The following is a 24,214-nucleotide window of genomic DNA, read 5'->3' as shown; positions in this document are numbered from 1 at the left end:
GACCACGGCGGCGCGCTCGTCCATGTCGGACTTCTTCGTCGCCGCGATGATCGCCTTCACGTTCTTGACCTGCTCGTCGCTCAGGTCGATGCGCGACTGCTTGCCCTGCACACCGTGCGGGATCAGCTTGCCCTTGTCCGCCTTGTCGGCCTGCACCACCGCCACCGCCTTAGCCTCAACCGGCGCGGCGTGGGCCTCGGTCACCGGGCCGGCGAAGACGCCACCGGCGAAAGCCAGACCAGCAATACCGAGAACGCTCTTACGCAGAATGGTCGTGTTCATGGGGGAAGCTCCTTCAGGGGTTGGCACCCAGACTCGATGGGGGTCGAGCGGGTGCAAGCACCACGATCAGGCGCTCAAAAGTCCAAGGGGAAAGTCTTTGCCCGGCAGGCTTCGCGAGCGGGGGGCTCGCGGCGCCGGGACCATGTGTAACGACCCTCGGCCCGCCATCATTCCGGGGGCCTGGCATCCCGGGCGGCCCATCATCGGGCCAGGCCAGCGGGATTGCTGCTGCGATCGTCCAGGTGATGTAACGACCCGCCGCCCGCCATCATTCCGGGGCTCGCCATCCCGGGTCGGCCCACGTCGAGGACCAGGCCAGCGGGGTGCTGCTGCGATCGTCCAGTGGATGTAACGACCCCGAGCCGGCCACCATTCCGCCGCCGGGGTGCCGCCGGTCACGGGACGGCCGGGCATCCACGCCCAAACTCGGACATCGGATCGCGCAGGGCCGGGCACTCCCCGCGCGATCCGCGCCGCGGCATCCCTGTGGAGTCCGAACCGGTCGAACCGGGCCCACGGCATCGGCCCGGACCGAGCCGGACGATCGACACCGGCGCAGCCCGAGCCGGACATTCACCCCAGCGGGGACGAGCGGGCCGAACGAGGCCAGGTCAGTCATCGCGTCGCCACGAGGAGGCGCGGTACACCGTGCCCCGGTACCCGCCCGTCTCGCCCACCTGCACCGGCCCGGCCGGCGGCACCGCGTCGAGCGGGGCGGCGGCGGAGGCGCGGGCCTGGCGGGCACGGCGGACGCGGGTGACCACGAACCAGGCCGCGGCGGCCACGCAGGCGGCGATGACGAGCTTCTGGAACGACCCGACGTACGACTCGACGACGTGCCAGTTCTCGCCGAGCAGGTAGCCGGCCAGCACGAAGGTGGTGTTCCAGATCAGGCTGCCCAGCATGGTGTACAGCAGGAAGGTGCCGATCGGCATCCGTTCCACCCCGGCCGGGACGGAGATGAGGCTGCGGAAGATGGGGATCATCCGGCCGAAGAACACCGCCTTGACGCCGTGCTTGAGGAACCACGCCTCGGTCCGGTCGACGTCGCTCAGCTTGACCAGCGGCAGCCGCGCGGCGATGGCGCGCATCCGGTCGCGGCCCAGCGCGGCGCCGATGAGGTACAGCACCCACGCGCCGGCCACCGAGCCGAGGGTGGTCCAGAGGATCGCCCCGACGAGGCTCATCTTCCCCTGCGCGGCGGCGAAGCCGGCCAACGGCAGGATGACCTCGCTCGGGATCGGCGGGAAGAGGTTCTCCAGCGCCACGGCCAGCCCGGCGCCCGGACCGCCGAGCCGCTCCACCAGCCCGGTGACGTAGCCGACCGGCCCGTCCGCGGACGGTGCGGAGGCGGACACGGCCGTGCGGGGGCTGAGCGCGAGGGAGCCAGGGATCATGGGACAAAGTTACGAGGCGGTCGGCGCATCGACCACGCTTCCGCCTGTCCGCGCGCCGATCCGGTGAAGGGAGCCTGTCGTGCGTACGCCGCTCACCCTCGCGGTCGCCCAGCCGCGCTGCGTCCCGTACGACGTCGCCGCGAACGTGGCGGCGCACGCCGCGCTGGTCCGCGCCGCCGACGCCCGCGTGGTGCTCTTCCCCGAACTCTCCCTGACCGGGTACGAACTGGACGCCGCCCCGCTCGACCCGGCCGACCCTCGGCTGGCGCCGCTGGTCGAGGCGTGCGCCGCGACGGGCACGCTGGCCCTGGCCGGGGCACCGGTCGGCGACGCCGACACGGCGTACGTCGGGGTGCTGGCCGTGGACGGGGGCGGCGCGCGGGTGGCGTACCGGAAGATGTTCCTGGGTGGCGCGGAGGCCGCGCGGTTCGTCGCGGGCCACGCGCCGGCGGTCGTCGAGGTGGACGGCTGGCGGCTGGGCCTGGCCGTCTGCAAGGACACCGGGGTGGTGGAGCACGCGGCGCGGACTGCGGCGCTCGGTGCCGACGCCTACCTGGCCGGGGTGCTGGAGGCACCGGCGGACGCGGCGGTGCCGGAGGCGCGGGCCCGGCGGGTCGCCGCCGAGCACGGCGTCTGGGTGGCGACGGCGAGTTTCGCCGGGCCGTCCGGCAGCCACTACCCGCGGACCGCCGGCGGCTCCGGCGTGTGGCGACCCGACGGCACGCCGGTGGCGCGCGCCGGTGCCACGACCGGCGAGGTCACCCGCGCCACGCTGCACTGACCGCGCGCCCGTCGCGACGAGCACAGCGCGCGGCGGCTTCTGCGCCGATCGGCCGGTCGGGGCGAACGGGAACGGGGGCCGAGGGTTACCGTGGGTCGGTGCCCGCGCCGTCCCACCCGTCCCCGGTCGCGACGTGGGCGGCGCACCGGTGACCGGGCGGCTGTGGCAGCTGTGGCGCTACCCGGTGAAGTCGATGCTCGGTGAGACGCTGGGCGCCGCCACGGTCGACGAGCGGGGCGTGGCCGGGGACCGCCGGCTCGCCCTGGTGGACCACGCGACCGGGCGGGTGGCCAGCGCCAAGCAGCCGCGGCTGTGGCGGGGCCTGCTCACCGTCCGCGCGGCCGGTGCCGCGCCCGATCCGGTACGCCTCACCCTGCCCGACGGCACCGTGCTCTCCACGATGGACGACGAGGTGGACGCCGTCCTCTCCGGGCTGCTCGGGCGGGCGGTGCGGCTGACCGGGGCGGTGCCGGACGACGCCGTGCTGGACCGGGCCGACCCGGACGCGGTGCTGTCGGCCGGGGTGACCGCGGTGACCCCGACGACGCCGAGCCGGCTGGGCGGCGCGGCCCCACCGGGGAGCCTGGTCGACTTCGCGCCGCTGCACCTGGTCGCCACGGCCACCCTCGCCGCGCTCGGGTCGGTCGACGCGGTGCGCTACCGGCCGAACCTGGTCGTCGAGAGCAGCGGCCCGGCCTTCGAGGAGAACGGCTGGGTGGGCCGGGAACTGCGCGTCGGCGCCGAGCTGGTGCTGCGGGTGGTGGCGCCGACGCCGCGCTGCGCGGTGCCGCCCCTGGCGCACGGGACGCTGCCGCCCGACGCGGCGGCGTTGCGGGCGCCGGCCCGGCTGAACCGGGTGGTGCCGCTGCCGGCGCTCGGACCGCAGCCTTGCGTCGGGGCGTACGCGGTGGTGACCCGGCCGGGCCGGGTCGAGGTCGGTGACCCGGTCGAGGTGCGCTGAGCCGGGTCAGTCGTCGCCGCCGCGCAGGCGCGGCCAGCCGGCCAGCAGGTCGCGCAGGTCGGAGGCGGTGTCGTCGTCGATGCGGTCCTTCTCGACCGCCTCGGCGAGCCCGCCGGCCAGCTCCCGCAGCCGCTTGAGCCGCTCCTTGGGCTTGCCCTCCTCCAGCTCGTGGAGCTTCTCGCGCAGATCCTCGGCGGTCTTCGGGTCGATGTCGCCGGCGGCCTCCGCCCGATCGAGCAGCGCCGCGAACTCGTCGGCGAGCTGCCCCGCCGTGCGGGGCGCGGGCCGTTCGTCGCGCGACGGCGGGGCACTGGACGGCTCCACCGGCGGGGTCGACTCGGGGCTGCTCTCCTCCTCCACCGGGACGACGGGGGCGGCCGGGGTGCGCCGGTCGGGCCCGTCGTCGAGGGCGAGCACGCCGACCAGGCACAGCAGCAACGCGACACCGGCCGCGACGAGCACGCCCAGCGCCCGGTTCGGACGGCGCGGCGCGGCGGCGACCGGGGGCGCGGAACGGCCGGCGGGCGGCCGGGGAACCGCCCCGGACCGGTCGATCAGGGTGGGCGAGTGGGCGGCCGTCGGCACCGTCGGCAGCAGCGCCGTGGGCGGGTCGGCCGGTCGGCCGGCGCCGAGCCGGGCGGCGAGCTGCGCGGCGGTGGGCCGGCGGCTCGGGTCGACCGAGAGGCAGGCCATGGTGAGCTCGGCGATGTCCGCTGGCAGCCCGGGGATCCGCAGCGGCGGCACCGGCGTGTGCCGCGCGTGCACCTCCAGGGCGTCCTCCCAGGTCTGGACGGGCAGTGGGGCCCGGCCGGTGAGCGTGCGGTAGAGCAGCGCGCCGAGGGCGTACACGTCGCTGGCCGGGTCCGGCGGGCCGGGCGTCAGCCGCTCCGGCGCGAAGTAGGCGGGGGTGCCCATCATCAGCTCACCGGTCTGGCCGGCGAGCGGGTGCCGGGGGCCGGCGAGGGCGGCGATGCCGAAGTCGAGGACCTTGGCGCCGGTCTCGGTGAGCATGACGTTGCCCGGCTTGATGTCGCGGTGCACCACGCCGATCCGGTGCGCGGCGGCGAGGGCGGCCGCCACCTGGCCGGCGGTGCGGACCGCGTCCGGCCAGGCCAGCGGCCCGGCGGCGAGCCGGTCGGCGAGGCTGTGCCCCTCGACCAGCTCCATCACCAGGTACGGCACCATCACGCCGCCGGGCAGGGCCGCCTCGCCGTAGTCGTACACCTGGGTGACGTGCGGGTGGGTGAGCCGGGCGGCGGCCCGCGCCTCGCGCTGGATGGTGGCGCGCAGCTGCGGGTCGGCGGCGAGCTGGGCGACGAGGGCCTTGACCGCGACGGGGCGGTGCAGCACCTCGTCGTCGGCGCGCCATACCTCGGACATTCCGCCGAGGCCGATGGGCGCGCGCAGGACGTACCGATCGTGCAGGCGCGTGGCGGGCGTGAGCGACGACATGATGCTCCAGTCTGCCCGGCCCGCCCGGTCGGAGACCAACCGTCGTGCCCGGTTGCGCTTCGTCTGGCCGGAAAAGCACCCTACCGGGTGGCCTCCGGGGTGGCCTCGGCCACCCCGGCCGGTCAGGGGCGGCAGGTCGGGGCGGGCGCGGGCGCCGGCTCCGTGAGGTCGGCGAGCCGGCGCAGTGCGTGCGCGGCGGCGAGCCGGACGGGCGCGAGGCGGTGGCGGCGGACCCGGTCGGGGCGTACCGGCGCGTCCGGTCGGGCCGAGTTGACGTGGCGGGTGACCGCGTCGATGGCGAGGGTGAAGCCGGTCGGCTGTTCCATGGTCAACTCCTCGGTACGGGACGGGTGGAGGTGCGAACGACCAGCTCGGTGGGGAGCAGGATCTGCCCGGCGGTGTCGTCGGCCGGCGGGTCGAGCAGCAGTTCGGCGGCGATCCGGCCCTTCTCCTCGGCCGGTTGCCGGACGGTGGTGAGGCCGGCCGCGGCCGCTTCGGCGACGTCGTCGAAGCCGGTGACCGAGACCGTGGCGGCCCGCTCCCCGAGGGCGTCCAGGGCGCCGAGCGCGAGCACGTCGGAGGCGGCCAGCACGGCCGTCGGTGGTTCGTCGCCGGCGAGGAGGCCGGCCACCGCCTCGGCCCCGGCGGCGCGGCTGTTGCCGGTGGCGTTGAGCAGCGTGATGTCAGGCCAGTCGACACCGACCGCGGCCAGGGCGTCGGCGAAACCGGCCAGGCGACCCCGGGTGGTCGGGTGCCGGGCGGCGTCGGCACCGGCCAGGCGCAGCGGCCCCGGTGGCGCGTCGGGCAGCACGGTGTCGGCGAGCAGCGCCACCCGGCGGTGCCCCAGGCCGACCAGGTGGTCGGCGACGGACCGGGCGGCGGCCCGCTCGTCGATGCCGACGTACCGCTCGGCGCCGGGGTCGGCGGGGGGCGCGGTGGTGACGAAGGGCAGCCCGCGACCGCGGATCACGTCCAGGGCCCAGTCCTCGTCGGCGACGCAGTAGACGCAGAACCCGTCGACCGCCGCGTTCTCCACGGCCACCCTGGCCTGCGTCTCCCCGGTAGGCAGCGGCACGAGCAGCAGGCTGGTGCCGTGCCGTTCGGCCGCCGCGGCGACCCCGGCCAGGAACCGGACGGCGAACGGGTCGGTGAAGGCGTACGACAGCTGCGAGGTGAACAGGACGCCGATCGCGCCGGCGAAGCCCCGCCGCAGCGAACGAGCCGTCGGGTTCGGGCCCGGGTAGCCGAGCTGCCGGGCGGTGTCGAGGATCCGGGTGCGCAGCGCCGCCGAGAGCTGGTCCGGGCGGCAGTACGCGTTGGAGACGGTGCTGCGTGACACCCCGACCGCCGTGGCCACGTCCTGGAGTGTGGGTCGCACCCGGGCCCCCTTCTGGATCGATTCAGTCTGGATCGATTCAGAGACTAGCCGGACCGGCCCGGGACGGTCAAGAGAATCGGACACCACACGACGAACGGCGCCGGCCGCAGCCGACGCCGATCGCAGGAAACCGGGTTCAGGGCTTGCGGGCGACTCCGCCGTACATGCTGACCTCGACCACGGAGGGGCGCGGCTGCGGCTCGGCGTCGGCCCGCCACTCGGCCACCGAGCAGAGGCCGGGCTCGACCAGCTCCAGCCCCTCGAAGAAGCCGGTGAACTCGTCGAGGGTGCGCAGGTTGATCACGCCGTGCGGGCCGCCGCCCCGGGCCGCCGCCTTGGCCTCCGCCGCGACCTCCGGGGGCAGGTACTCGTGGGTGGCGTGCGACGCGGCCAGGTAGCTGCCGGACGGCAGCGCCTCGAGCAGGCGGCGCACCACGGTGTACGGGTCGTCGGCGTCGGGGACGAAGTGCAGGATCGCCACCAGCATCAGCCCCACCGGCCGGGACAGGTCGATGGTGCGCAGCAGGTCCGGGTGGCGCAGGATCTTCTCCGGCTCGCGCAGGTCGGCGTCGATGTAGGCGGTGGCGCCCTCGGGCGAACTGGTCAGCAACGCTCGGGCGTGGGCCAGCACGATCGGGTCGTTGTCGACGTAGACCACCCGCGACTCCGGCGCGACCGCCTGGGCGACCTCGTGGGTGTTGTCGGCGGTCGGGATGCCGGTGCCGATGTCGAGGAACTGGCGGATCCCGGCCTCACGGGCGAGGTGGCGGACCGCCCTTTGCAGGAAGCGCCGATTCTCCAGGGCGCTGGTCCGGATGGTCGGGAACCGGGCCGCCATGGCGTCGCCGGAATCCCGGTCGGCCTGGAAGTTGTCCTTGCCGCCGAGCCAGTAGTTGTAGCGCCGGGCGGGGTGCGCCACCGAGGTGTCGATCCGGTCGCTCGGATGGGCGGAACCCGTGGTGGTGCCCGGAGCATCGGTGGTCACAGTCGCCTCCATGACTCTGCGCCATCGAGGCGATGGCGTCCGTCCACTGTCGCCGGTCGCACACCATGGTAGAGCCATCCGGGAGCGCGGTGTCGCCCCGGGCGGCGGTCACGCCGGATAGAGCTCGTCGCGGAGCCGGGCCAGGATCTCCGGCGTGCGCTCGGGCGGCGCCGCCTCGACGCAGAGCCGCTCCATGGCCACCGCGTAGTAGTCGAGGTCCTCGCGCTTGTCGAGGTAGATCGCGCTGGTGAGCTGCTCGATGTAGACGATGTCGGGCAGGTCGTCGTCACCGAAGCGCAGGATGGTGAACGCCCCGCCGGCGGCGGCGTGTCCGCCCGCGGCGAACGGGATGATCTGGAGTCGCACGTGCGCCGACCGGGTGGCCTCGATGAGGGCGTCGAGCTGACCGCGCATCACCTGCGGCCCGCCGATCGGCCGGCGCAGCGCGGCCTCGTCGACCACCGCCCACAGCTGCGGCGGCGCGGCCCGGCGCAGCAGCTCCTGTCGCCGCAGCCGCAGCTCCACCCGCCGGTCGACCTCCTCGGCCGAGGCGTTCCGGTGACCGAGCAGGACGACGGCGCGGGCGTACCCGGCGGTCTGCAACAGGCCGGGGACGAACTGCACCTCATAGGTCCGGATCAGCGAGGCGGCGGCCTCCAGGCCCAGGTACGACTGGAACCAGCTGGGCAGCACGTCGCCGTACCGGTGCCACCAGCCGGGGCTGTTGGCGTCGCGGGCGAGCTTGAGCAGCGCGTCCCGCTCGGCGGCGGCACTGACGCCGTAGAGGGTGAGCAGGTCGGCGACATCGCGCTCCTTGAAGCCGACCCGACCCAGCTCCATCCGGCTGATCTTGGATTCGGAGGCCCGGATCTCCCAGCCGGCGCCCTCCCGGGTGACCCCGCTGGCCTCGCGGAGGCGACGGAGCTGGGCGCCGAGCAGCATGCGCAGCACGGTGGGCCCGGTGGCCGGACCCCCCTCCGCGGTCGCCATCGTCACGTCGCCCTCCGCCCGCTCGCCGCACGTCGGCCGGACGCCCCACCTCCGGCCGACGTGTAAGCATGCCATGGACCGAGGGTGAGACGAACTCCTCCGCGCGGACGAGATCGTCCCGTGGGCGGGACCGACGCTCAGTCGATCAGGTGGTCGAAGTCGCCGTCGCGAACACCGAGGACGAACGCCGCGATCTCGTCCACGGTGTAGATCAGCGCGGGCCCCTCGGGGTGGCGGGAGTTGCGTACCGCGATGCCCGTCCGGCCGGGGAGCTCGGCCAGCTCCACGCAGTTGCCGCTGGGGTTGCTCCGCCGACTCTTCTGCCACCGCAGCTCGGGGAGCTGGGTGACGGGTACGCCGTTCTCGGGCTGCTGCATGTGGCGTCTTTCTGTGCGGTGTGGAGCCGCCCGGCGTCGCAAGTGGACGGGGTCGCGGCGAGCGGGCGGCGACGCCGGATCGGGCCGTGCTGCACGTGCATCTGCTATTGCATCTGCATTGGACAGCGAGCATGATAACGCACGTGCGCGGTACCCATCCGTTCACGTAGGGTTACCCCCAACCCGGGCAGCCACCGGGGAGACGACGGCCGGGCAGCGCGCCCGGGCCGGCGCCCCGGGCCGTCCGCCGACGCCGCGAGGGAGGTCTCGTGCCGGATCCGTTGAGCGTCGCGTCCGGCATCTCCGCGGCGGGTGCGCTGGTCTCGGTGTGGCAGCTGCGCCGCCGGGCGCTGCGGGCGGAGGCGGAGATCGAGCACCTGCAGGCCGAACTGGCCGCGGAGCGGCACGCCGCCAGCCACGACCCGCTGACCGGGCTGCCCAACCGGCGCGCCTTCCACCAGATCGCCGCCGCCCTGCTCACCAACGCCGCCGGCCGGCCGCTGATCGCCGTGGTGCTCGACCTCAACGACTTCAAGCAGGTCAACGACCGCTACGGGCACGCCGCCGGGGACCAGGTGCTGGTCAGCGTGGCACAGCGCCTCACCGCCTTCGCCGGGGACAACCTGGTCGCCCGGCTCGGCGGTGACGAATTCGCCGGACTGCTGAGAAGCCCGTCCGTGGACCGGCGCTGGATCGACCATGCGACCCGGCGGCTCTGCGAGGCGATGGCCGCGCCGATCCCGCTGGGCGGGCGCAGCGTACGGGTCACCGCGTCGGTCGGGCTGGCGCCGGTCAGCGGCCCGACCCAGCTGGCCGAGGCGCTCTGCGCCGCCGACGCGGCGATGTACCGGGCGAAGGGCGTGACCGGCCGGCGCTCCCCCCGGCAGCTCCTGGACGCGCCGCGCCTGGCCGAGTGCTGAGCACCCGGCCCGACGACGGCGGATCGCTCAGACCTGGGTGGCCAGGTACTCCTCCAGCGCCCGGTACGACTCTCGCGCCCCGTCGGCCATACCCGCGCCCACCATCGCGTCCCGGGCGGCCGTGGTGTCGAAGCGGGTGGTGCCGGTGACCACGGTGCGGCCGTCCCGCTCGGTGAAGACGAGCGTCTCCACGGCCACCTGACCGGGCGCGCCCTCGAACTCGAAGGTCTGCACGATCCGCTCCGGCGCCTCGATCTGGAGGAACTCGCCGCGGAAGGCGTAGGAGTTGCCGTCCGGCGCGTGCTCGACGAACCGGTACCGGCCGCCCACCCGGAGGTCGATCTCGACGTCGAGCGGGTTGCCCCGGCCCCACCAGCGCGCCAGGTGCGCGGCCTCGGTGTGCGCGGCCCAGACCAGCTCCCGAGGCGCGTCGAGGACCCGGGTGAGCACCACCTCCCGGTCGGTGGGCAGCGCGACGGTCAGGTCATCGGTCGGGTTCATGGCTGTTCTCCTTCAGCTCTCGCAGGTAACCGTCCAACGTGTCGTACCGTTCGTCCCAGAGCCGGCGGTACTGGTCGACCCACTCGGCGAGGACGCGCAACGCGGCCGGCTCGATCCGGCACCGCCGCCACTGCGCCTCGCGGGTGCGCACGATCAGCCCCGCCGCCTCCAGCACGTTCAGGTGCTTGGAGACCGCCTGCATGGAGATCGGGAACGGGGCGGCCACCTCGTTGACCGTCGCCTCGCCGGCGGCCAGGCGGGCCAGGATGGCCCGTCGGGTCGGATCCGCGAGGGCGGCGAAGACGGCGCCGATCTGATCTGCTGAGGTCACTGTAATCAACCACCTGGCTTATAAACCGATAGGTTGAATGTACTCGTCGGCGGTGCCCTGTCAAGGACGATCGCGGAAATTCGCGGAGCCGACCGCCGAGGGTCAGCGCCAGCCGTAGCCGGCCCGCAGGGCCTGGCCGATCCGGTCGAAGCGGCCCCGGTCCAGCACCGCGCCCTCGCGGCGGATGCTGTCCTCGCGCATGGTGAGCACCCGGTCCAGGCGTACCCAGCTCGGGCGCTGGTCACGGTCCCACTCCCCCGGGCCGAGCGCCAGCCAGTGCCGCTGACCGTCGCGCTCGCTCTGGCTGGAGAGCATCAACCCGAACAACGTGCGGCTGTGCCGGCCGACCACCAGCACCGGGCGGTCCTTGCCCTGCCGCGGGTCGTCCTCGTACGGCACCCAGGTCCAGACGATCTCACCCGGGTCGGCCCGGCCGTCCGGCTCCGGGGCGTACGTCAGCTCCCGGCGCTGCAACGCGCCGACCTGGCGCCGACGGGCCACCTGGGCCGGGATCCGGCCGCCGGTGCCGGCCGGCGCGGCCGCACCTGGGGTCACCCGGCCGAGCCGGGCCACGACGTTCCTCAACAGACCTGCCACGGGCGGCAGCCTAACCCCACCGCCACCCCGGCACCCGGTCCGCCGGCGCGGTAATCCGCTCGACCGGCGTGGGCCGGGCGGTTGACGATCGTCGCGTGCACGTTCCCCAGCGGCAGATCCGGGCCCGCTTCACCGACACGACGCTCACCGTCTACCAGGCGTACCCGCCGGAGATCGCGGCGGCCGCGCTGGCCGCCGGCCGGTTCGTGCCGCCGTTCCGGCGCGGCCGGATGACCTGGATCAAGCCCTCGTTCCGGTGGATGATGTACCGCTGCGGCTGGGCGACCAAGCCGGGCCAGGAGCGGGTGCTGGCGGTGGAGCTGACCCGCGCCGGCTTCGAGTGGGCGCTCGGCCGGGCCTGCCTCAGCAGCCATCAGCCGGGCCGGCACGCCGATCGTGCCGGGTGGGCCCGCGAGCTGAAGGGCAGCGACGTGCGGGTGCAGTGGGATCCGGAGCGGTCGCTGCGGCTGGCCCCGCTGCCGCACCGGTCCCTCCAGCTCGGGCTCGCCCGCGCCGCCGCGGACCGGTACGTCGACGAGTGGGTGGTAGGGCTGACCGACGTCACCGCGACGGCACGGCAGATCCGGGCGCTGCTCGACGCCGGCGACGACCGGGCCGCGGCGGCGCTGCTGCCCGACGAGCGCCCCTATCCCCTGCCGACCGGACTGGCCGCCACGATCGGCGCGACGCCGAGCTGAGCAGCCGGATCAGCGGTGACCGCGCCGCCCACGGCGGTGACCGCGGCGGGGCAGCTCCGGTGCGGCGCCGGCCCGGGAGGTCAGCGCGGACGGCGGGCCAGCACCAGGGTGGTCCGCAGGTCCAGCGTCACCGTGCCGCCGAAGCCGTCCACCGCCGCGCCGACCGCCGCCAGCACCCGCTCCCGCAGCTGCGGCGGGCGGCGCAGTTGCGGCGAGAAGGTGCGGACCAGGCGCTGGTAGGCGGCCGTGGTCAGGGGCACCGGACGGCGGAACCGCTCGGTGCGGACCTCGACGAAGAGCCCACTGGCGGCGATCTCCTCGCCGAACCAACCCTCCGGGCGGTCGTGCTGCTGGTCCGGGTCCACCGACTCGAACGCCGCCCGCAGCGCCGCCGCCCGGGCCGGGTCGACGTAGTCGTAGCGGTGGGCGAAGAGGGCCAGGGTGCCGCCCGGGGCGAGCGCGTCGTGCGCCCGCGGCACCGCGTCGTCGGGTCCAGCCAGTGCCAGGCCATCGCGCAGGCCAGCAGGGGCACCCCGCCGGGCGGCGGCGTCCACTCCTCGAAGGGGGCCACGACCACCTCGACCGCCGGGTGGCGGGCCGCCAGCACCGCGGCCATTCGCCGGTCCGGCTCGACGCAGGTCACCGGCGCGCCCAGCCGGGCCAGCAGCCCGGTGGCCAGGCCGGTGCCCGCGCCGACCTCGACCAGTCGCGGCGGCACCCGCCCGTGGTAGGCGAGGATGGCCTCGGCGACCGCGGGCGGGTAGCCCGGCCGCGCGTCGTCGTAGTCGCCCGCCACCTCGCCGAAGACCTCCGCCACGACCGCCATCCTGCCACCGGTCGATCCGCCCGAAGGAGACACATGATCGAACTGCCGGGAGACCTGCCGGTCGTCGAACGCACCGCCGTGCGGCTGGTGGTGCGCGACGCGCAGGACCGCGTCCTGCTCTTCCACACCCGCGACCCGGACCACCCCCGCCTGGGCACCTGGTGGGAGCTGCCGGGCGGCGGGATGGACCCGGGCGAGACGTACGCCGAGACGGCGGTGCGGGAGCTGCGCGAGGAGACCGGCTTCGTGGTCACCGCCGCCCAGCTCGGCCCGCCGTCCTGGCGGCGGCGGGCCAGCTTCGTCCACCGCCAGCGCCGGCACCTGCAGGACGAGGTGGTGATGACGGTACGGCTCGACGCCGTCGCGCCGGAGATCGACGGCGCCGAGCGGCTGGACTACGAGGTGGAGGACTACTTCGGGTTCCGCTGGTGGACGGTCCAGGAGGTGGTCGGCAGCGGGGAACGCTTCTACCCGGGACGGCTGCCCGAGCTGCTCCCCCGCCTCCTCGCCGGCCAGGAGATCGACGAGCCGTTCGAGCTGTGGTCCTGACCGGGGTGCCGACCCGGCCGGGGATGGGCACAGTGGAGACATGACGACGACCCTGCACACCCCGCTGGCCCGCTACGCCGCCCGGCTGCACGCCGAGGCCGGCGACCGGCACCACGTCGCCTCGCCGCTCGGCGCCTGGCTGCTGCTGGCGCTGGCCGCGCCCGCCGCGACCGGCCCGGACCGGGACGAGCTGGAGGAGGTCCTGGGCGTGCCCGCGCCCACCGCGGCGACGCTGGCCACGGCGCTGGTGGACCGGCCGCACCCGCTGGTGCCGTCGGCCACCGCCGTCTGGCACCAGGCCGGCCAGGACACGGCGAAGCTGGCGGACTGGCGGGCCGGGCTGCCCCGCACCACCACGACCGGGCCGCTGCCGGACCAGCCGGGGCTGGACGCCTGGGCCCGCGAGCACACCCTCGGGCTGATCGACCGGTTTCCGCTGACCCGGTCGGCGGACGTGCTGCTGGCGCTGGCCAGCGCCCTGGCCACCCGGATCTCCTGGGCCGACCCGTTCGACCTGGCGCCGGCCGGGCAGCTCGGGGCCGACAGCGCCTGGGCGGGGCGGCTCGACCGGGTGCTGCGGACCCCGGCGCACGGTCACCGGGCCTGGATCGCCGCGACCGGGCCGGCCGGTGACGTCGCCGTGCACGCCGCGCCGGCCGTCGAGCGCGACGGGGCGGGGCTGGTGGTGGTCTCGGTCGCCGCCGACCCGTCGGTGCCCGCCGCCGACGTGCTCGCCGCCGCGTACGAGGTGGCCGCCACGGCGGTCGACGACCGGGCGCCGGCCGGCCGCCGCGCGCTGTTCGACCTGCCGCTCGGCGACGGGCCGGCGTGGACGCTGCGGGAGGAACGGGTACGGACCACCGCCCGGGACGGCCGGGAGGAGCGGCACAGGGCGGTGCTGCCCTGCTGGTCGGCGCGGGACGAGCACGACCTGACCGCCCCCGCGCTGGGCTTCCCGGCGGTGGTCCGCACGCTGGGCGGGCTGCTGGGCGAGGCGGACCTGCGGCTGGAGGCGCGGCAGGCGGCGATGGCCCGCTACGGCCGGTACGGATTCGAGGCGGCCGCGGTGACCGCCGCCTTCGCGCTGGCCAGCCTCCCCCCGGAGGGCGTCGCCCGCACCGCGGAGCTGCGCTTCGGCCACCCGTACGCGGCCGTCGCGGTGGCCACCGACCGCGCCGGCGGGCCGTGGCACGGGGTGCCGGTCTTCTCCGCCTGGGTGGCCGAGCCGGAGGAGCCGGCGGAGACGGACCTGGCGGACCCGCCCGAGCAGTTCTGACCCGGCCCGGACGGGCACGCCCCGGCGTGGAGCCCTCCTCGGGATGGGCCCCGCGCCGGGTCACGCCGCGACGGGCTCCCGGTCCTGCGCCGCCGCCCGCTCCGCGAGCCGCCGCTGGCGCTCCTGCGCGCCGATCAGGTCGTCGGGCAGCGAGTCCGGCACCTCGATGTCGAAGCGGCGCAGCATCCGGATCGCGAAGCCGCCCAGGGTGATCAGGACCAGGGCCAGCCCGAAGCAGACGTACGCGAACCCGATGCCCCGGCCCGGTCCGGTGCCGATCACCGCGCCCACCGACCCGGCCAGCGAACCGCCCGGGGCGAGCATCGGCTCGAAGAGGCTGGTCGCCGCCGGGGCGAGCAGCGCGAAACCGATCGGCAGGGTCGACCAGGTGATGGTCTGGTTGAGGCTGAACACCCGGCCGTGGAAGCGCTGCGGCACCTTGACCTGCACGATGGTCGCGTAGATCGACTGCGCGGTGGTCATCGCCATGGCCAGCCAGAAGATGCCGACGCAGACCATCGTCACGGAGGCGTCCAGGCCGACCAGCACGCAGCCGATGGCGGTGCCGAGGTTCCCGATCAGCACGCCGACCATCCGCCGGTGCCGGGGCCCGCCCCACAGGGACATCAGCACGCCGCCGGCCACCGCGCCGCAGGCCTCGGCCAGGGCCACCTGAGCGACCTGGGTGGCGGTGCCGAAGGAGAGCACCAGCGGGGTGGTGAGCACCAGCGCCGGGGCGAGGAAGATGTTGCCCAGGGCGAAGTAGGCGAGCATCAGCCGGAAACCCCGGTGCTGCCAGGAGTAGCGCAGCCCGTTGCCGATCGCCACCAGCAGCCGCTCCCGGGGCCGCCAGCCGAGCAGGTCGGGGAAGCGCACCACGGCCAGGGTCAGCACCGCCACCAGGTAGCTCGCCACGTCGATGAGCAGGATGCCCTTGAGTTCGATGGCGGCGAGCAGGCCGGCGGCGAAGACGGGCATCAGCAGCATCGCGAAGCCGCTGGAGAGCTGGGTGATGCCCATCGCGTGCCCGAGGTAGCGCTTCGGCACCAGCTGCGGCACCGCCGACTGGAACGCGATCCGCTGGAACGAGCTGGCGACCTGGCTCAACGCGACCAGGGCGTAGATGTGCCAGAGGACCAGGTTGTCGGTCCAGAGCAGCGCGGCGAGCACCAGCTGCAGCGACCCGGCGGTGCAGCTGGCGATCATCATGATCCTGCGGCGGCTGACCCGGTCGGTGACCGCGCCGGCCACCGGCAGCATGAGCACGCCGCAGATCAGCGCCACCGCCCATAGCAGCCCCAGGTCGGCCACCGACCCGGTGCGGGTGAACAGCCAGATCGGCAGCGCGAACGCGGTCAGCGCGGAGCCGGTGGTGGAGACGAGCTGCCCGGCGGTGACCGCGACGAACCGGGCCATGCTGGGCTTCACCACGGCCGGCTCCGGCCCGTCGGACCCGCCCACCCGCTGGTGGGCGGCGACCGCCCAGCCGGCGTCGACTCCCCTGGCCTGGGGGGTGAGCGCGGAGACGTCCCCGGCGACCACCGCCGGGTGGACCCGGGTGAGGATCTCCGCCAGCTCCTCGGCGCGGTACTTCAGGAAGAAGTGCCCGGCCTGGTCGAGGACCACCAGGCCGAGGGTGTCGCTGAGGAACTGCCATTCGGCGTACCGCTCGGCGTGGTAATCGGTCACCGGGTCCTCCGAGCCGACCACCGAGATGATCGGCGCGCGCAGCTTCGTCGCGCCCCGGTCGAGCAGGCCGGTGAAGTACTCCTCCGAGGCACGCGAGTCGGCCCGCATGTTGCTGATGATCCGGTCGGCCTGCTCCGGGTCCAGCTCGTCGGTGTCCACCCCCATCGACTTGAGCCAGCTCGCGTAGTGCCGGTTGCTGCGCAGCCGTTCGAGCCGGTTGCGCAGGGTGGCGAAGGCGCCCCGGGGACGGGCGAACGGGAACATCGCGCCGATGTAGACCGCCGCCAGGTCCCGGCCGGCGGCCTCCACCTTGCGGGCCACCTCCGCGACGATCGCGCTGCCCACGCCGCAGTGACCGTAGAGGGCGAGGGGGCCCTCGACGCGTTCCAGGATCTCCTCGGCGACCCGGCTGGTCAGCTCGTCGAACGGCAGGCCGTCCTCGCTGAGCCCGACGTCGTGGCCGGGGATGGCCAGCGACCACAGGGCGTGGCCGTCGGGCAGCGCGTCCGCGAGGGGCTGGTAGACGATGGCGCTGCCGCCGCCGTACGGGACGCAGACGTAGCTGAGCCGCCGCTTCGCCGCCGGGATCGGCTTGGTCAGCTCGTAGAGCAGCCGGCGGGGCCCGCCGCCGTCGTCGTCGCCGCCGGACATGAACCGGGCCAGGTCGCGGATGGTGCGCTGCTGGAACAGGTCCATCACGCCGACGGCGCGCCCACCGTGCTCCGCCTTGCGGATCTTCGCCACCACCTGGGTGGCGAGCATGGAGTGCCCACCGAGGTCGAAGAAATCGTCGTCGATGCCGAGCGTGGCCACGCCGAGCACCTCCGACCAGATGCGGGCGAGCAGCCGCTCGGTGTCGTCGCGCGGCGCGACCAGGGCGACCGACGCCTCCCGGGTGACCACCGGGGCGGGCAGTGCCCTGCGGTCCAGCTTGCCGTTGGGGGTCAGCGGGAGCGCGTCCAGGGTGACGAAGGCGGCCGGCACCATGTACTCGGGCAGGGTCTCCTTCAGCGCCGCCTTCAGCGCAGCGTGCTCGGCCGCCCCGACGAGGTAGGCGGTGAGCCGCTTGTCGCCGGGGGCGTCCTCGCGGACGATCACCGCCGCCTCGGTCACCGCGGGCTGCTCGCGCAGCGCGCTCTCGATCTCGCCCAGCTCGATCCGCAGGCCGCGCAGCTTCACCTGATGATCGATCCGGCCCAGGAACTCGATCACCCCGGCGGGCCGCCCGGCCGCCGGACCGACCCCGGCGGCGGCCGGGGCGGTGACCCAGCGGGCGAGGTCGCCGGTGCGGTAGAGCCGAGCTCCCGGCTCGCCCGAGAACGGGTCCGGCACGAACCGCTCGGCGGTCAGCGCCGGCCGCCGGTGGTAGCCACGGGCCAGCCCGACCCCGCCGATGTGCAGCTCGCCGGCCACCCCGACCGGGCAGGGGTTGCCGTGCGGGTCCAGCACGTGCAGCCGCAGGTTGGCGATCGGGCCGCCGATCGGCACGCCGGCCCGGCCCGGCAGCAGCGCCGGGTCGCAGTGCCAGGCGCTGACGTCGATGGCCGCCTCGGTCGGGCCGTACAGGTTGTGCAGCTCGCAGGCGGGCAGCCGGGTGGTGAAGTCGACCGCGGTGGCCAGCGGCAGCTCCTCACCCGAGCAGATCACCCGGCGCAGCGCGGTCGCCGCCTCGACGCCGTCCTCGGCGAGGAAGACGGTCAGCATCGAGGGCACGAAGTGCGCGGTGGTGACCCGCTCGGCGACCAGCAGGTCGCGCAGGTAGCCGGCGTCCTTGTGCCCGCCGGGCTTCGCCAGCACCAGCCGGGCGCCCTCGCGCAGCGGCCAGAAGAACTCCCAGACCGAGACGTCGAAGCTGGCCGGCGTCTTCTGCAGCACCGCGTCGTCGGTGCCGAGCCGGTAGGTCCGCTGCATCCAGTCCAGCCGGTTGACGATGCCCCGGTGGGTGTTCGGCACGCCCTTCGGCCGCCCGGTCGAGCCGGAGGTGTAGATGACGTACGCCAGGTGCTCCGGGCCGGCCATCGGCGTCGGGTCCTCGGCGGGCTGGTCGGCCCAGACCCGGGCGTCGTCCAGCGCGAGCACGGTGGCGCCGGTGGCCGGCAGCACGTCGCGCAGGTGTTCCTGCACCAGCACCACCGGCGCGGCGGCGTCGTCGACCATGAAGGCCAGCCGGTCCGCCGGGTACTCCGGGTCCAGCGGCAGGTACGCGCCGCCGGCCTTGAGCACCCCGAGCAGGCCGGCGACCAGCTCCACCGACCGTTCGGCGCAGACGCCGACCAGGGTCTCCGGGCCGACGCCGGCCGCGCGCAGCCGGTGCGCGACCCGGTTGGCCGCGGCGTTCAGCTCGGCGTACGTCGCCGACCGGCCCTCGACGGTGAGCGCGACCGCGTCCGGGGTGGCCGCGGCGCGTTCCTCGATCGGCGCGTGCAGCGTCTGGGTGGCGGGGAAGTCGGCGGCGGTGTCGTTCCAGCTCGCCAGCAGCGCCCGCTCGGCCGGGGCGAGCAGGTCCAGCGCGGAGACCGGGGTGTCCGGGGCGGCGACCACCGCGGCCAGCAGGGTCGTCCACCGCTCGGCCATCCGCTCGACGGTGTCCCGGGTGAACAGGTCGGTGTTGAAGACCAGCTTGCCCCAGACGCCGTCGGGCACCTCGACGGCGTGCAGTTCGAAGTCGAAGCGGGTGGCCCGCAGCTCCATCGGCGTCCAGCGGAAGCTCACCTCGTCGGCGTCGGAGACCCCGGCGAAGCGGCCCATCTCATAGTTCTGCAGCACGAACATGGCCTGGAAGACCGGCGAGCGGCTGACGTCGCGGGGCAGCCCCAGCTCGTGCACCACCTTCGCGAACGGCACCTCGGCGTGCTCGAAACCGTCCAGCACCGCCCGCCGGGTGCGCGCCAGCAGCTCGGCGAAGGTCGGGTCGCCGGCCAGCTCGGCGCGCATCGGCAGCATGTTGATGAACATGCCGACCACGTTCTCCAGCTCCGGGGCCGACCGGCCGGCGAGCGAGGCGCCGACGGCGAAGTCGTCCTGCCCGGCGTGCCGGGCCAGCAGCACCTGGTACGCGGCGAGCAGGGTCATGAACAGGGTTCCGCCCGAGGCGCGGGTGAGCGCGGCGAGCCCGTCGGTGACCTCCCGGTCCACCTGGAACTCGACGAAGTCGCCCCGGTAGGTCTGGGTGGCCGGGCGGGGCCGGTCCAGCGGCAGCTCCAGCGGGGTGATCCCGGCCAGCCGCCGCTTCCACCAGTCCAGGTGCCCCCGCGCCTGCGGCCCGTCCAGCTCCCGGGCCTCCCAGTGGGCGAAGTCGCCGTACTGCACGGGCAGGGCGGGCGGCTCGCCACCCCGGTACAGGGTGATCAGGTCCCGCAGCAGCACGTCCACCGACCAGCCGTCGCCGACGATGTGGTGCTGGCCGAGGAAGAGCACGTGGTCGTCGGCGACGTTCATCCGGTCCGGAGTGCCGTCTTGCGGCGCGGAGGCCGGATTATCGTCGGTGGCCAGCCGGATCAGCAGGGCGCGCAGCAGCGGCCCGGCCGCCAGGTCGAACGGCTCGGCCGCGGCGGCGTCCACCAGCGCCTGCGCGGCCTCCTCGTCGGCGGCGTCCACGACGGTCAGCGGCACCTCGACGGTGTCGGCGACCACGACGGTGGGGCGGCCGTCGGCGTCGGCCGGGAAGCGGGTGCGCAGCGACTCGTGCCGGGCGGTCAGCCCGGCCAGGGCGGCGCGCAGCGCCGTGACGTCGAGCGGGCCGCGCACCCGCAGCGGCACCGCGATGTGGTACGCCGCCTCGCCCGGAGCGAGCTGGTCCATGAACCAGACCCGCTCCTGGGCGTACGACAGCGGCACCTCGGCACCCTCGGGGCGGGGCGTGATCCGGGCGGTCGGCGCGGCCTGCCGCCGGCGCAGCCGCTGGGCGATCAGCGCCGCGCGGGCCGCCTCCCGGGCGGGATCCTTCAGGTCCGTCATGTGGGGATGTCCTTCTCCGCCGCCAGCAGCGCGGCGACCTCGGTCTCGGAGAGCTCGTCCAGCTCGGCGGCGATCCGCTGCTCGATCTGGGCGGCCAGGTCGGCGACCACGGGGCTGCTGAACAGCGCCCGCATCGGCAGGTCGACGTCCACCTCGGCGCGGATCCGGGCCATCGCCCGCATGCCGCGCAGCGAGTTGCCGCCGAGGGTGAAGAAGTCGTCCAGCGCGCCGACCTTCTCCACCTGGAGGATCTCGGCGTACACCTCGGCCACCAGGGTCTCGGCGTCGGTGCGCGGCGGGACGTAGCCGTCGGGTGCGATGGTGGCCAGCGGGGCGGGCAGCGCGGCCCGGTCCAGCTTGCCGTTCGGGGTCAGCGGCAGCGCGTCGAGGCGGACGAACGCGACCGGCACCAGGTGGGCCGGCAGCTCGCGAGCCAGCGCGGCGGCGAGGGCGGCCTCGTCGGCGGCGCCGACCAGGTAGCCGACCAGGGCCGGCTCGCCGGAGTCGGTACGCACCGCCACCGCCGCCTCGCGGACTTCCGGGTGGGCCAGCATCGCCGACTCGATCTCGCCCAGCTCGATCCGCATGCCGCGCACCTTGACCTGGTCGTCGCGGCGGCCCAGGTAGTCCAGGGTGCCGTCGGCGCGCCAGCGGGCCAGGTCGCCGGTGCGGTACATCCGCCCGCCCGGCGGGCCGTACGGGCAGGGCAGGAAGCGCTCGGCGGTGAGGCCGGGCCGGCGCAGGTAGCCCCGGGCCAGCTGGTCCCCGGCGACGTGGAGCTCACCGACCACGCCCGGCGGCACCGGCTGGAGCGCGGCGTCGAGCAGGTACACCCGCGCGCCGGCGGTGGGGCGGCCGATCGGCACCGGTCCGGCGCCGACCGGCTGCCCGGGTGCGATCCGGGCGGCGACGCAGCCGACGGTCGCCTCGGTCGGGCCGTACTCGTTGACGACCGCCACGTCCGGGTGGGCGGCCCGCCAGCCCGCCAGCTGCTCACCGGTGAGCGCCTCGCCCCCGATCACCAGGTCGGTGGTGGGCGACAGCGCGGCGTCGAGCAGCGGCAGGTGGCTCGGGGTGACCTTGAGGAAGCTCGGCCGGCCGCCGACCCGGGCGTGCGGGGCGTCGATCCCGGCCAGCCGGACCGTGCCGCCGGCGGTGAGCGGGCCGAGCAGGCCGGTCACCGTGAGGTCGAAGGAGACCGGCGAGGGCAGCAGCGCGGTGCCGGCCAGCCCCGGGTAGGTGTCCCGGGCCCAGGCCAGGTACGCGGCCACCGCCCGGTGCGCCACCACCACGCCCTTCGGCCGGCCGGTGGAGCCGGAGGTGTAGAGCACGTACGCCGGGTGCTCCGGGCGCAGCGGCGCGGCCCGGTCGGCGTCGGTCAGGTCGGTGCCGGCCTGGTCGGCGCCGACCTCCCTGTCGAGCACCACGGCACCGGCGGGCACCAGCGCGGCGGTCTCCGGCAGGGCCAGCACCAGCGCCGGCTCCGCGTCGGAGAGCAGGTACGCGATCCGACCGGCCGGGTAGCCGGTGTCCACCGGGACGTACGCGGCACCGGACTTGAGCACGGCGAGGACGGCGACCAGCAGCTCGGGCGAGCGGGGCAGGGCGAGCGCCACCCGGGTCTCCGGGGCCGCGCCGCGGGCCACCAGCACCCGGGCGAGCCGGTTGGCGGCGGCGTTCAGCTCGGCGTACGTGAGCGACACGCCCTCGCAGACCAGGGCGACGGCCTGCGGGGTGGCGGCGGCCTGCCGCTGCACCCGCTCCACCACGGAGCGGAACGCCGGGGCGTCCTGCGCGCCGTTCCAGGCCCGCAGGACGAGGTCCCGCTCGGCGTCGTTCAGCAGCGGCAGCGCGGAGACCGGCTGCCCCGGCTCGTCGACGGCGGCGGTGAGCAGCCGCACGTACCGGGCGACCACCGCCTCGGCGGTGGCCCGGTCGAACAGGTCGGTGCGGTAGACCAGGCGGCTCTCGCCGGTGGTGACGTCGAAGGCCAGGTCGTCCTTGGTGGTGCCCAGCTCCACCGGGTCCAGCCCCGAGTCGGGGATGAAGTTCAGCGCGGTCTGGAAGATCGGCTGCACGGACGGGTCACGCTGCGGGGCGACCGCCTCGACGATCCGCTGGAACGGGGTCTGGCCGTGCTCCATCGCGTCCACCAGGCCGGCGCGGACCCGGCCGAGCAGCTCGGTGAAGCTGGGGTCGCCGCCGAGGTCGCAGCGGAGCGCCACCGGGTTGACGAACATGCCGATCAGCGGGGTCAGCTCGGGGGTGTCCCGGCCGGCGGTGGAGACGCCGACCACCACATCGGTGTCGCCGGAGATCCGCGACAGCAGGGCGGCGAACCCGGCGAGCAGCACCATGTACGGGGTGGCCGCCGACCCGGCGGCGAGCCGGCCGACCCGGTCGAGCAGCCCGTCGGGCAGGGCGAAGCGCACCTCGTCGCCGGCGAACCCGAGCTGGGCCGGGCGGGGGCGGTCGAGCGGCAGGCCGGTGACCGCCGGCGCCCCGGCCAGGTGCGCGGTCCAGAAGGCCAGCTGGCGGTCCAGCTCCGCGCCGGTGAGCTGGTCGCGCTGCCAGACGGCGAAGTCGGCGTACTGGATGGGCAGCTCGGGCACGGCGGCGGGCGCGCCGGTCAGCGCGGCCTGGCTGAACGCGGCCAGTTCGGCCACCAGCAGCACCGCCGAGTGGCTGTCGAAGACGGCGTGGTGCACCACGAACAGCAGCGTCCAGGCGTCGTCGCGGCGGACCAGCCGGGCCCGCCACAGCGGCGGGGCGTCCAGCGGGATCGGGGTGCGGGCCAGCTCGGTACCCAGGGCGGCGAGCCGGGCGGCGCGCTCGGTCTCGGGCAGGTCGCGCAGGTCGTCGGCGGGCAGCCGAACCGGCTCGTGCTCCCGCACCACCTGGACCAGGGCACCGCCGTCCATCCGCAGGTGGGTGCGGAGCGCCTCGTGCCGGGCGACGACCCGGCCGACGACCTCGCTCGCGGTGTCGGCGTCGACGCCGACCGGGAAGCGCCACGGGGTGGAGACGTTGTAGACCGGCGAGGCGGTGTCGAGCTGGTTGGCCATCCACACCCGCTCCTGGGCGAAGGAGGCCGGGAAGGTCCACTCCCGCGTCACGAGGGCACCTCCCGTACGGAGCGGGGGCGCATGTCGGTCCAGACGGCGTCCACGTGGGCCAGGCACTCCTCGCGGGTGCCGGCGAACCCGGCGTCGTGCCACCCGGCGGGGAGCGCACGGTCGGCCGGCCAGATCGAGTACTGCTCCTCGTCGTTGCGAACGACCAGGAATCGGGATTCGGCCATCAGTGCTCTCCAGCGCTCTCGGGGGTGTGCGGTTCGGCCATCGCCACGGCGATCCGGCGCGGCCCGGTGAAGGGCTCCCGGCCGTGCGCGGCGGTCATGTTGTCGACCACCAGCACGTCGTCGCGCCGGTAGTCGAAGCGGACGCTGGCGGCCCGGTAGGCGGCCCGCAGGTGGTCAAGCACGTCGGCGGGGATCTCGCCGCCGTCGCCGTAGTAGGTGTTCGCCGGCAGCCCGTCGGGGCCGAACATGTCCAGCAGCCCCTCCTGGTAGTCCTTCGGCAAAGTGCTCACGTGGAAGAAGGTGGCGTGGTTGAACCAGCGCGGGGCGTCCGAGCCGGGCCGGTGGTGCACCACGTCCCGGACCGCCCGGGTACGCAGCCCGTCCGCGCCGACCCACTCCAGCCGGATCCGGTTCGCCGCCGCGTACGCCTCGACCTGGGCGCGGTCGTCGGTGTCGAACACGTCCTGCCAGCGGGTGCCGAAGTCGGCGTGGAAGTTGCGCACCAGCATCCAGCGGCGCCGGACGAACTCCTCGCGGACCGCCGGGTCGATCTCGGCGTACACCCGGCGCACGTCGGCGAGCGGGGTGGCGCCGAGGGTGTCCGGCGGGCTGATGCAGTAGAAGAAGAGCGTCAGCGGCCAGCGCGCCTGGTACGAGTTCTCGTTGTGCAGGAAGATCTCCTCGTCCGGGGGGTAGTCGGTCGAGGTGTAGACCCGGCCTTTGATGGCGTGCCGGGGTGAGGACCGTTCGGTGTAGGTCAGCGGCTCGCCGGAGAACTCGCGCACCACCCGGTCGAAGCCGTCCACCCCACCGACGTCGAAGCCGCGGAACAGCAGCCCGCCGTGTGCGGCGAGGGCGGCGCGCAGCTCCGCCCGCCGCCGGTCGATCAGCTCGGTCAGTGGTGTGCCGTCGGTTTCGACGACCACCGGCAGCGTGGCGATCGTGTCGCTCATTGCTCTGTCACTC

The 24,214-nt window shown here is 75.0% G+C and carries 22 protein-coding genes and 1 pseudogene; 6 read left to right on the top strand and 17 right to left on the bottom strand.

The genetic code is table 11. From position 1 onward, the window contains the following. A pseudogene (locus V6U88_RS22725) lies at nucleotides 1–282 on the bottom strand (hypothetical protein); the annotation flags it as partial. Between the two features lie 611 nt (nucleotides 283–893). After that, nucleotides 894–1,679: a DedA family protein gene (locus V6U88_RS22720; RefSeq protein WP_334455938.1), complete on the bottom strand. Its 786-nt coding sequence runs from the start codon at nucleotides 1,677–1,679 to the stop codon at nucleotides 894–896. Nucleotides 1,680–1,758: 79 nt separating this feature from the next. Between V6U88_RS22720 and V6U88_RS22715 the strand changes: the two genes are divergently transcribed. Together V6U88_RS22715 and V6U88_RS22710 are read left to right on the top strand one after the other, a co-directional pair. Next, nucleotides 1,759–2,460, top strand: a complete 702-nt coding sequence (locus tag V6U88_RS22715; protein WP_334455936.1) for a carbon-nitrogen hydrolase family protein — start codon at nucleotides 1,759–1,761, stop codon at nucleotides 2,458–2,460. A 148-nt stretch (nucleotides 2,461–2,608) separates the two neighbouring features. Further along, nucleotides 2,609–3,421 (top strand): MOSC domain-containing protein, encoded by an 813-nt coding sequence (locus V6U88_RS22710; protein ID WP_334455934.1) that lies wholly within the window; start codon nucleotides 2,609–2,611, stop codon nucleotides 3,419–3,421. Nucleotides 3,422–3,427: 6 nt separating this feature from the next. Here V6U88_RS22710 and V6U88_RS22705 read toward each other — a convergent pair whose 3' ends face one another. From V6U88_RS22705 to V6U88_RS22680, 6 genes are all read right to left on the bottom strand, one after another. Beyond that, a complete protein-coding gene (locus V6U88_RS22705; protein ID WP_334455932.1) occupies nucleotides 3,428–4,873 on the bottom strand; it encodes a protein kinase domain-containing protein in 1,446 nt (481 codons plus the stop codon). Nucleotides 4,874–4,995: 122 nt separating this feature from the next. Further along, nucleotides 4,996–5,199 (bottom strand): hypothetical protein, encoded by a 204-nt coding sequence (locus V6U88_RS22700; RefSeq protein ID WP_334455930.1) that lies wholly within the window; start codon nucleotides 5,197–5,199, stop codon nucleotides 4,996–4,998. A gap of 2 nt (nucleotides 5,200–5,201) precedes the next feature. Then, nucleotides 5,202–6,251, bottom strand: a complete 1,050-nt coding sequence (locus V6U88_RS22695; protein WP_334455928.1) for a LacI family DNA-binding transcriptional regulator — start codon at nucleotides 6,249–6,251, stop codon at nucleotides 5,202–5,204. A 136-nt stretch (nucleotides 6,252–6,387) separates the two neighbouring features. Then, nucleotides 6,388–7,248 carry an SAM-dependent methyltransferase gene (locus V6U88_RS22690; RefSeq protein WP_334455926.1) on the bottom strand — a complete coding sequence of 287 codons (861 nt, stop codon included), beginning with the start codon at nucleotides 7,246–7,248 and terminating at the stop codon, nucleotides 6,388–6,390. Between the two features lie 96 nt (nucleotides 7,249–7,344). After that, the gene (locus V6U88_RS22685) at nucleotides 7,345–8,226 is read right to left on the bottom strand and encodes a helix-turn-helix domain-containing protein (protein WP_334455942.1); all 882 of its coding nucleotides are present in this window, start codon (nucleotides 8,224–8,226) and stop codon (nucleotides 7,345–7,347) included. A gap of 137 nt (nucleotides 8,227–8,363) precedes the next feature. Next, nucleotides 8,364–8,603, bottom strand: coding sequence for a DUF397 domain-containing protein (locus tag V6U88_RS22680; RefSeq protein WP_334455924.1), 240 nt, complete (start codon nucleotides 8,601–8,603; stop codon nucleotides 8,364–8,366). Nucleotides 8,604–8,872: 269 nt separating this feature from the next. On the opposite strand from V6U88_RS22680, the gene V6U88_RS22675 reads away from it, so the two are divergent. Then, nucleotides 8,873–9,523 (top strand): GGDEF domain-containing protein, encoded by a 651-nt coding sequence (locus V6U88_RS22675; protein ID WP_334455922.1) that lies wholly within the window; start codon nucleotides 8,873–8,875, stop codon nucleotides 9,521–9,523. Between the two features lie 27 nt (nucleotides 9,524–9,550). Here the strand turns inward: V6U88_RS22675 and V6U88_RS22670 are convergent, their stop codons facing one another. The 3 genes from V6U88_RS22670 to V6U88_RS22660 form a co-directional block, all read right to left on the bottom strand. After that, nucleotides 9,551–10,024: an SRPBCC family protein gene (locus V6U88_RS22670; RefSeq protein ID WP_334455920.1), complete on the bottom strand. Its 474-nt coding sequence runs from the start codon at nucleotides 10,022–10,024 to the stop codon at nucleotides 9,551–9,553. Beyond that, nucleotides 10,008–10,355, bottom strand: a complete 348-nt coding sequence (locus tag V6U88_RS22665; RefSeq protein WP_334455918.1) for an ArsR/SmtB family transcription factor — start codon at nucleotides 10,353–10,355, stop codon at nucleotides 10,008–10,010. The genes V6U88_RS22670 and V6U88_RS22665 overlap by 17 nt, the downstream gene beginning before the upstream one ends. Nucleotides 10,356–10,457: 102 nt before the next feature. Continuing rightward, nucleotides 10,458–10,952 carry a type II toxin-antitoxin system PemK/MazF family toxin gene (locus V6U88_RS22660; protein ID WP_334455916.1) on the bottom strand — a complete coding sequence of 165 codons (495 nt, stop codon included), beginning with the start codon at nucleotides 10,950–10,952 and terminating at the stop codon, nucleotides 10,458–10,460. Nucleotides 10,953–11,047: 95 nt separating this feature from the next. Between V6U88_RS22660 and V6U88_RS22655 the strand changes: the two genes are divergently transcribed. After that, complete coding sequence (locus V6U88_RS22655; RefSeq protein WP_334455914.1) at nucleotides 11,048–11,650, top strand: DUF4291 domain-containing protein; 603 nt, start codon at nucleotides 11,048–11,050, stop codon at nucleotides 11,648–11,650. 80 nt (nucleotides 11,651–11,730) lie between these two features. Here the strand turns inward: V6U88_RS22655 and V6U88_RS30330 are convergent, their stop codons facing one another. Together V6U88_RS30330 and V6U88_RS30325 are read right to left on the bottom strand one after the other, a co-directional pair. Then, on the bottom strand, nucleotides 11,731–11,910 hold the full coding sequence (locus V6U88_RS30330; RefSeq protein ID WP_442934673.1) for a hypothetical protein: 180 nt from the start codon (nucleotides 11,908–11,910) through the stop codon (nucleotides 11,731–11,733). Beyond that, nucleotides 11,901–12,476 (bottom strand): methyltransferase domain-containing protein, encoded by a 576-nt coding sequence (locus tag V6U88_RS30325; protein WP_442934672.1) that lies wholly within the window; start codon nucleotides 12,474–12,476, stop codon nucleotides 11,901–11,903. Before V6U88_RS30325 ends, V6U88_RS30330 begins: the two co-directional genes overlap by 10 nt. Nucleotides 12,477–12,509: 33 nt before the next feature. Between V6U88_RS30325 and V6U88_RS22645 the strand changes: the two genes are divergently transcribed. Continuing rightward, entirely contained in the window at nucleotides 12,510–13,025 is a 516-nt protein-coding gene (locus tag V6U88_RS22645) for an NUDIX hydrolase (protein ID WP_334455910.1), read from the top strand. A gap of 40 nt (nucleotides 13,026–13,065) precedes the next feature. Continuing rightward, complete coding sequence (locus V6U88_RS22640) at nucleotides 13,066–14,301, top strand: hypothetical protein (RefSeq protein WP_334455908.1); 1,236 nt, start codon at nucleotides 13,066–13,068, stop codon at nucleotides 14,299–14,301. A gap of 60 nt (nucleotides 14,302–14,361) precedes the next feature. On the opposite strand, the gene V6U88_RS22635 is transcribed toward V6U88_RS22640, so the two are convergent. From V6U88_RS22635 to V6U88_RS22620, 4 genes are read right to left on the bottom strand one after another with little or no spacing between them, the layout of a single operon-like run. Next, on the bottom strand, nucleotides 14,362–19,947 hold the full coding sequence (locus tag V6U88_RS22635) for a non-ribosomal peptide synthetase/MFS transporter (RefSeq protein WP_334455906.1): 5,586 nt from the start codon (nucleotides 19,945–19,947) through the stop codon (nucleotides 14,362–14,364). Then, nucleotides 19,944–23,063 carry a non-ribosomal peptide synthetase gene (locus V6U88_RS22630; protein WP_334455904.1) on the bottom strand — a complete coding sequence of 1,040 codons (3,120 nt, stop codon included), beginning with the start codon at nucleotides 23,061–23,063 and terminating at the stop codon, nucleotides 19,944–19,946. Before V6U88_RS22630 ends, V6U88_RS22635 begins: the two co-directional genes overlap by 4 nt. After that, the gene (locus V6U88_RS22625; protein ID WP_334455902.1) at nucleotides 23,060–23,248 is read right to left on the bottom strand and encodes an MbtH family protein; all 189 of its coding nucleotides are present in this window, start codon (nucleotides 23,246–23,248) and stop codon (nucleotides 23,060–23,062) included. Before V6U88_RS22625 ends, V6U88_RS22630 begins: the two co-directional genes overlap by 4 nt. Continuing rightward, nucleotides 23,248–24,201: a TauD/TfdA family dioxygenase gene (locus tag V6U88_RS22620; RefSeq protein ID WP_334455900.1), complete on the bottom strand. Its 954-nt coding sequence runs from the start codon at nucleotides 24,199–24,201 to the stop codon at nucleotides 23,248–23,250. Before V6U88_RS22620 ends, V6U88_RS22625 begins: the two co-directional genes overlap by 1 nt. Nucleotides 24,202–24,214: the final 13 nt, after the last annotated feature.

This window comes from Micromonospora sp. CPCC 205739 (assembly GCF_036906795.1).
Classification (GTDB): domain Bacteria; phylum Actinomycetota; class Actinomycetes; order Mycobacteriales; family Micromonosporaceae; genus Micromonospora.
This window is presented reverse-complemented; position numbering and strand designations above follow the sequence as displayed.

Excerpts from the sequence above, each read along its gene's own strand:
- V6U88_RS22635 (WP_334455906.1), bottom strand. The coding sequence starts at position 19,947 with ATGACGGACCTGAAGGATCCCGCCCGGGAGGCGGCCCGCGCGGCGCTG.
- V6U88_RS22645 (WP_334455910.1), top strand. The coding sequence starts at position 12,510 with ATGATCGAACTGCCGGGAGACCTGCCGGTCGTCGAACGCACCGCCGTG.
- V6U88_RS22705 (WP_334455932.1), bottom strand. The coding sequence starts at position 4,873 with ATGTCGTCGCTCACGCCCGCCACGCGCCTGCACGATCGGTACGTCCTG.
- V6U88_RS22620 (WP_334455900.1), bottom strand. The coding sequence starts at position 24,201 with ATGAGCGACACGATCGCCACGCTGCCGGTGGTCGTCGAAACCGACGGC.
- V6U88_RS22690 (WP_334455926.1), bottom strand. The coding sequence starts at position 7,248 with ATGGAGGCGACTGTGACCACCGATGCTCCGGGCACCACCACGGGTTCC.
- V6U88_RS22680 (WP_334455924.1), bottom strand. The coding sequence starts at position 8,603 with ATGCAGCAGCCCGAGAACGGCGTACCCGTCACCCAGCTCCCCGAGCTG.
- V6U88_RS22720 (WP_334455938.1), bottom strand. The coding sequence starts at position 1,679 with ATGATCCCTGGCTCCCTCGCGCTCAGCCCCCGCACGGCCGTGTCCGCC.
- V6U88_RS22670 (WP_334455920.1), bottom strand. The coding sequence starts at position 10,024 with ATGAACCCGACCGATGACCTGACCGTCGCGCTGCCCACCGACCGGGAG.
- V6U88_RS22685 (WP_334455942.1), bottom strand. The coding sequence starts at position 8,226 with ATGGCGACCGCGGAGGGGGGTCCGGCCACCGGGCCCACCGTGCTGCGC.
- V6U88_RS22625 (WP_334455902.1), bottom strand. The coding sequence starts at position 23,248 with ATGGCCGAATCCCGATTCCTGGTCGTTCGCAACGACGAGGAGCAGTAC.
- V6U88_RS22640 (WP_334455908.1), top strand. The coding sequence starts at position 13,066 with ATGACGACGACCCTGCACACCCCGCTGGCCCGCTACGCCGCCCGGCTG.
- V6U88_RS30325 (WP_442934672.1), bottom strand. The coding sequence starts at position 12,476 with ATGGCGGTCGTGGCGGAGGTCTTCGGCGAGGTGGCGGGCGACTACGAC.
- V6U88_RS22700 (WP_334455930.1), bottom strand. The coding sequence starts at position 5,199 with ATGGAACAGCCGACCGGCTTCACCCTCGCCATCGACGCGGTCACCCGC.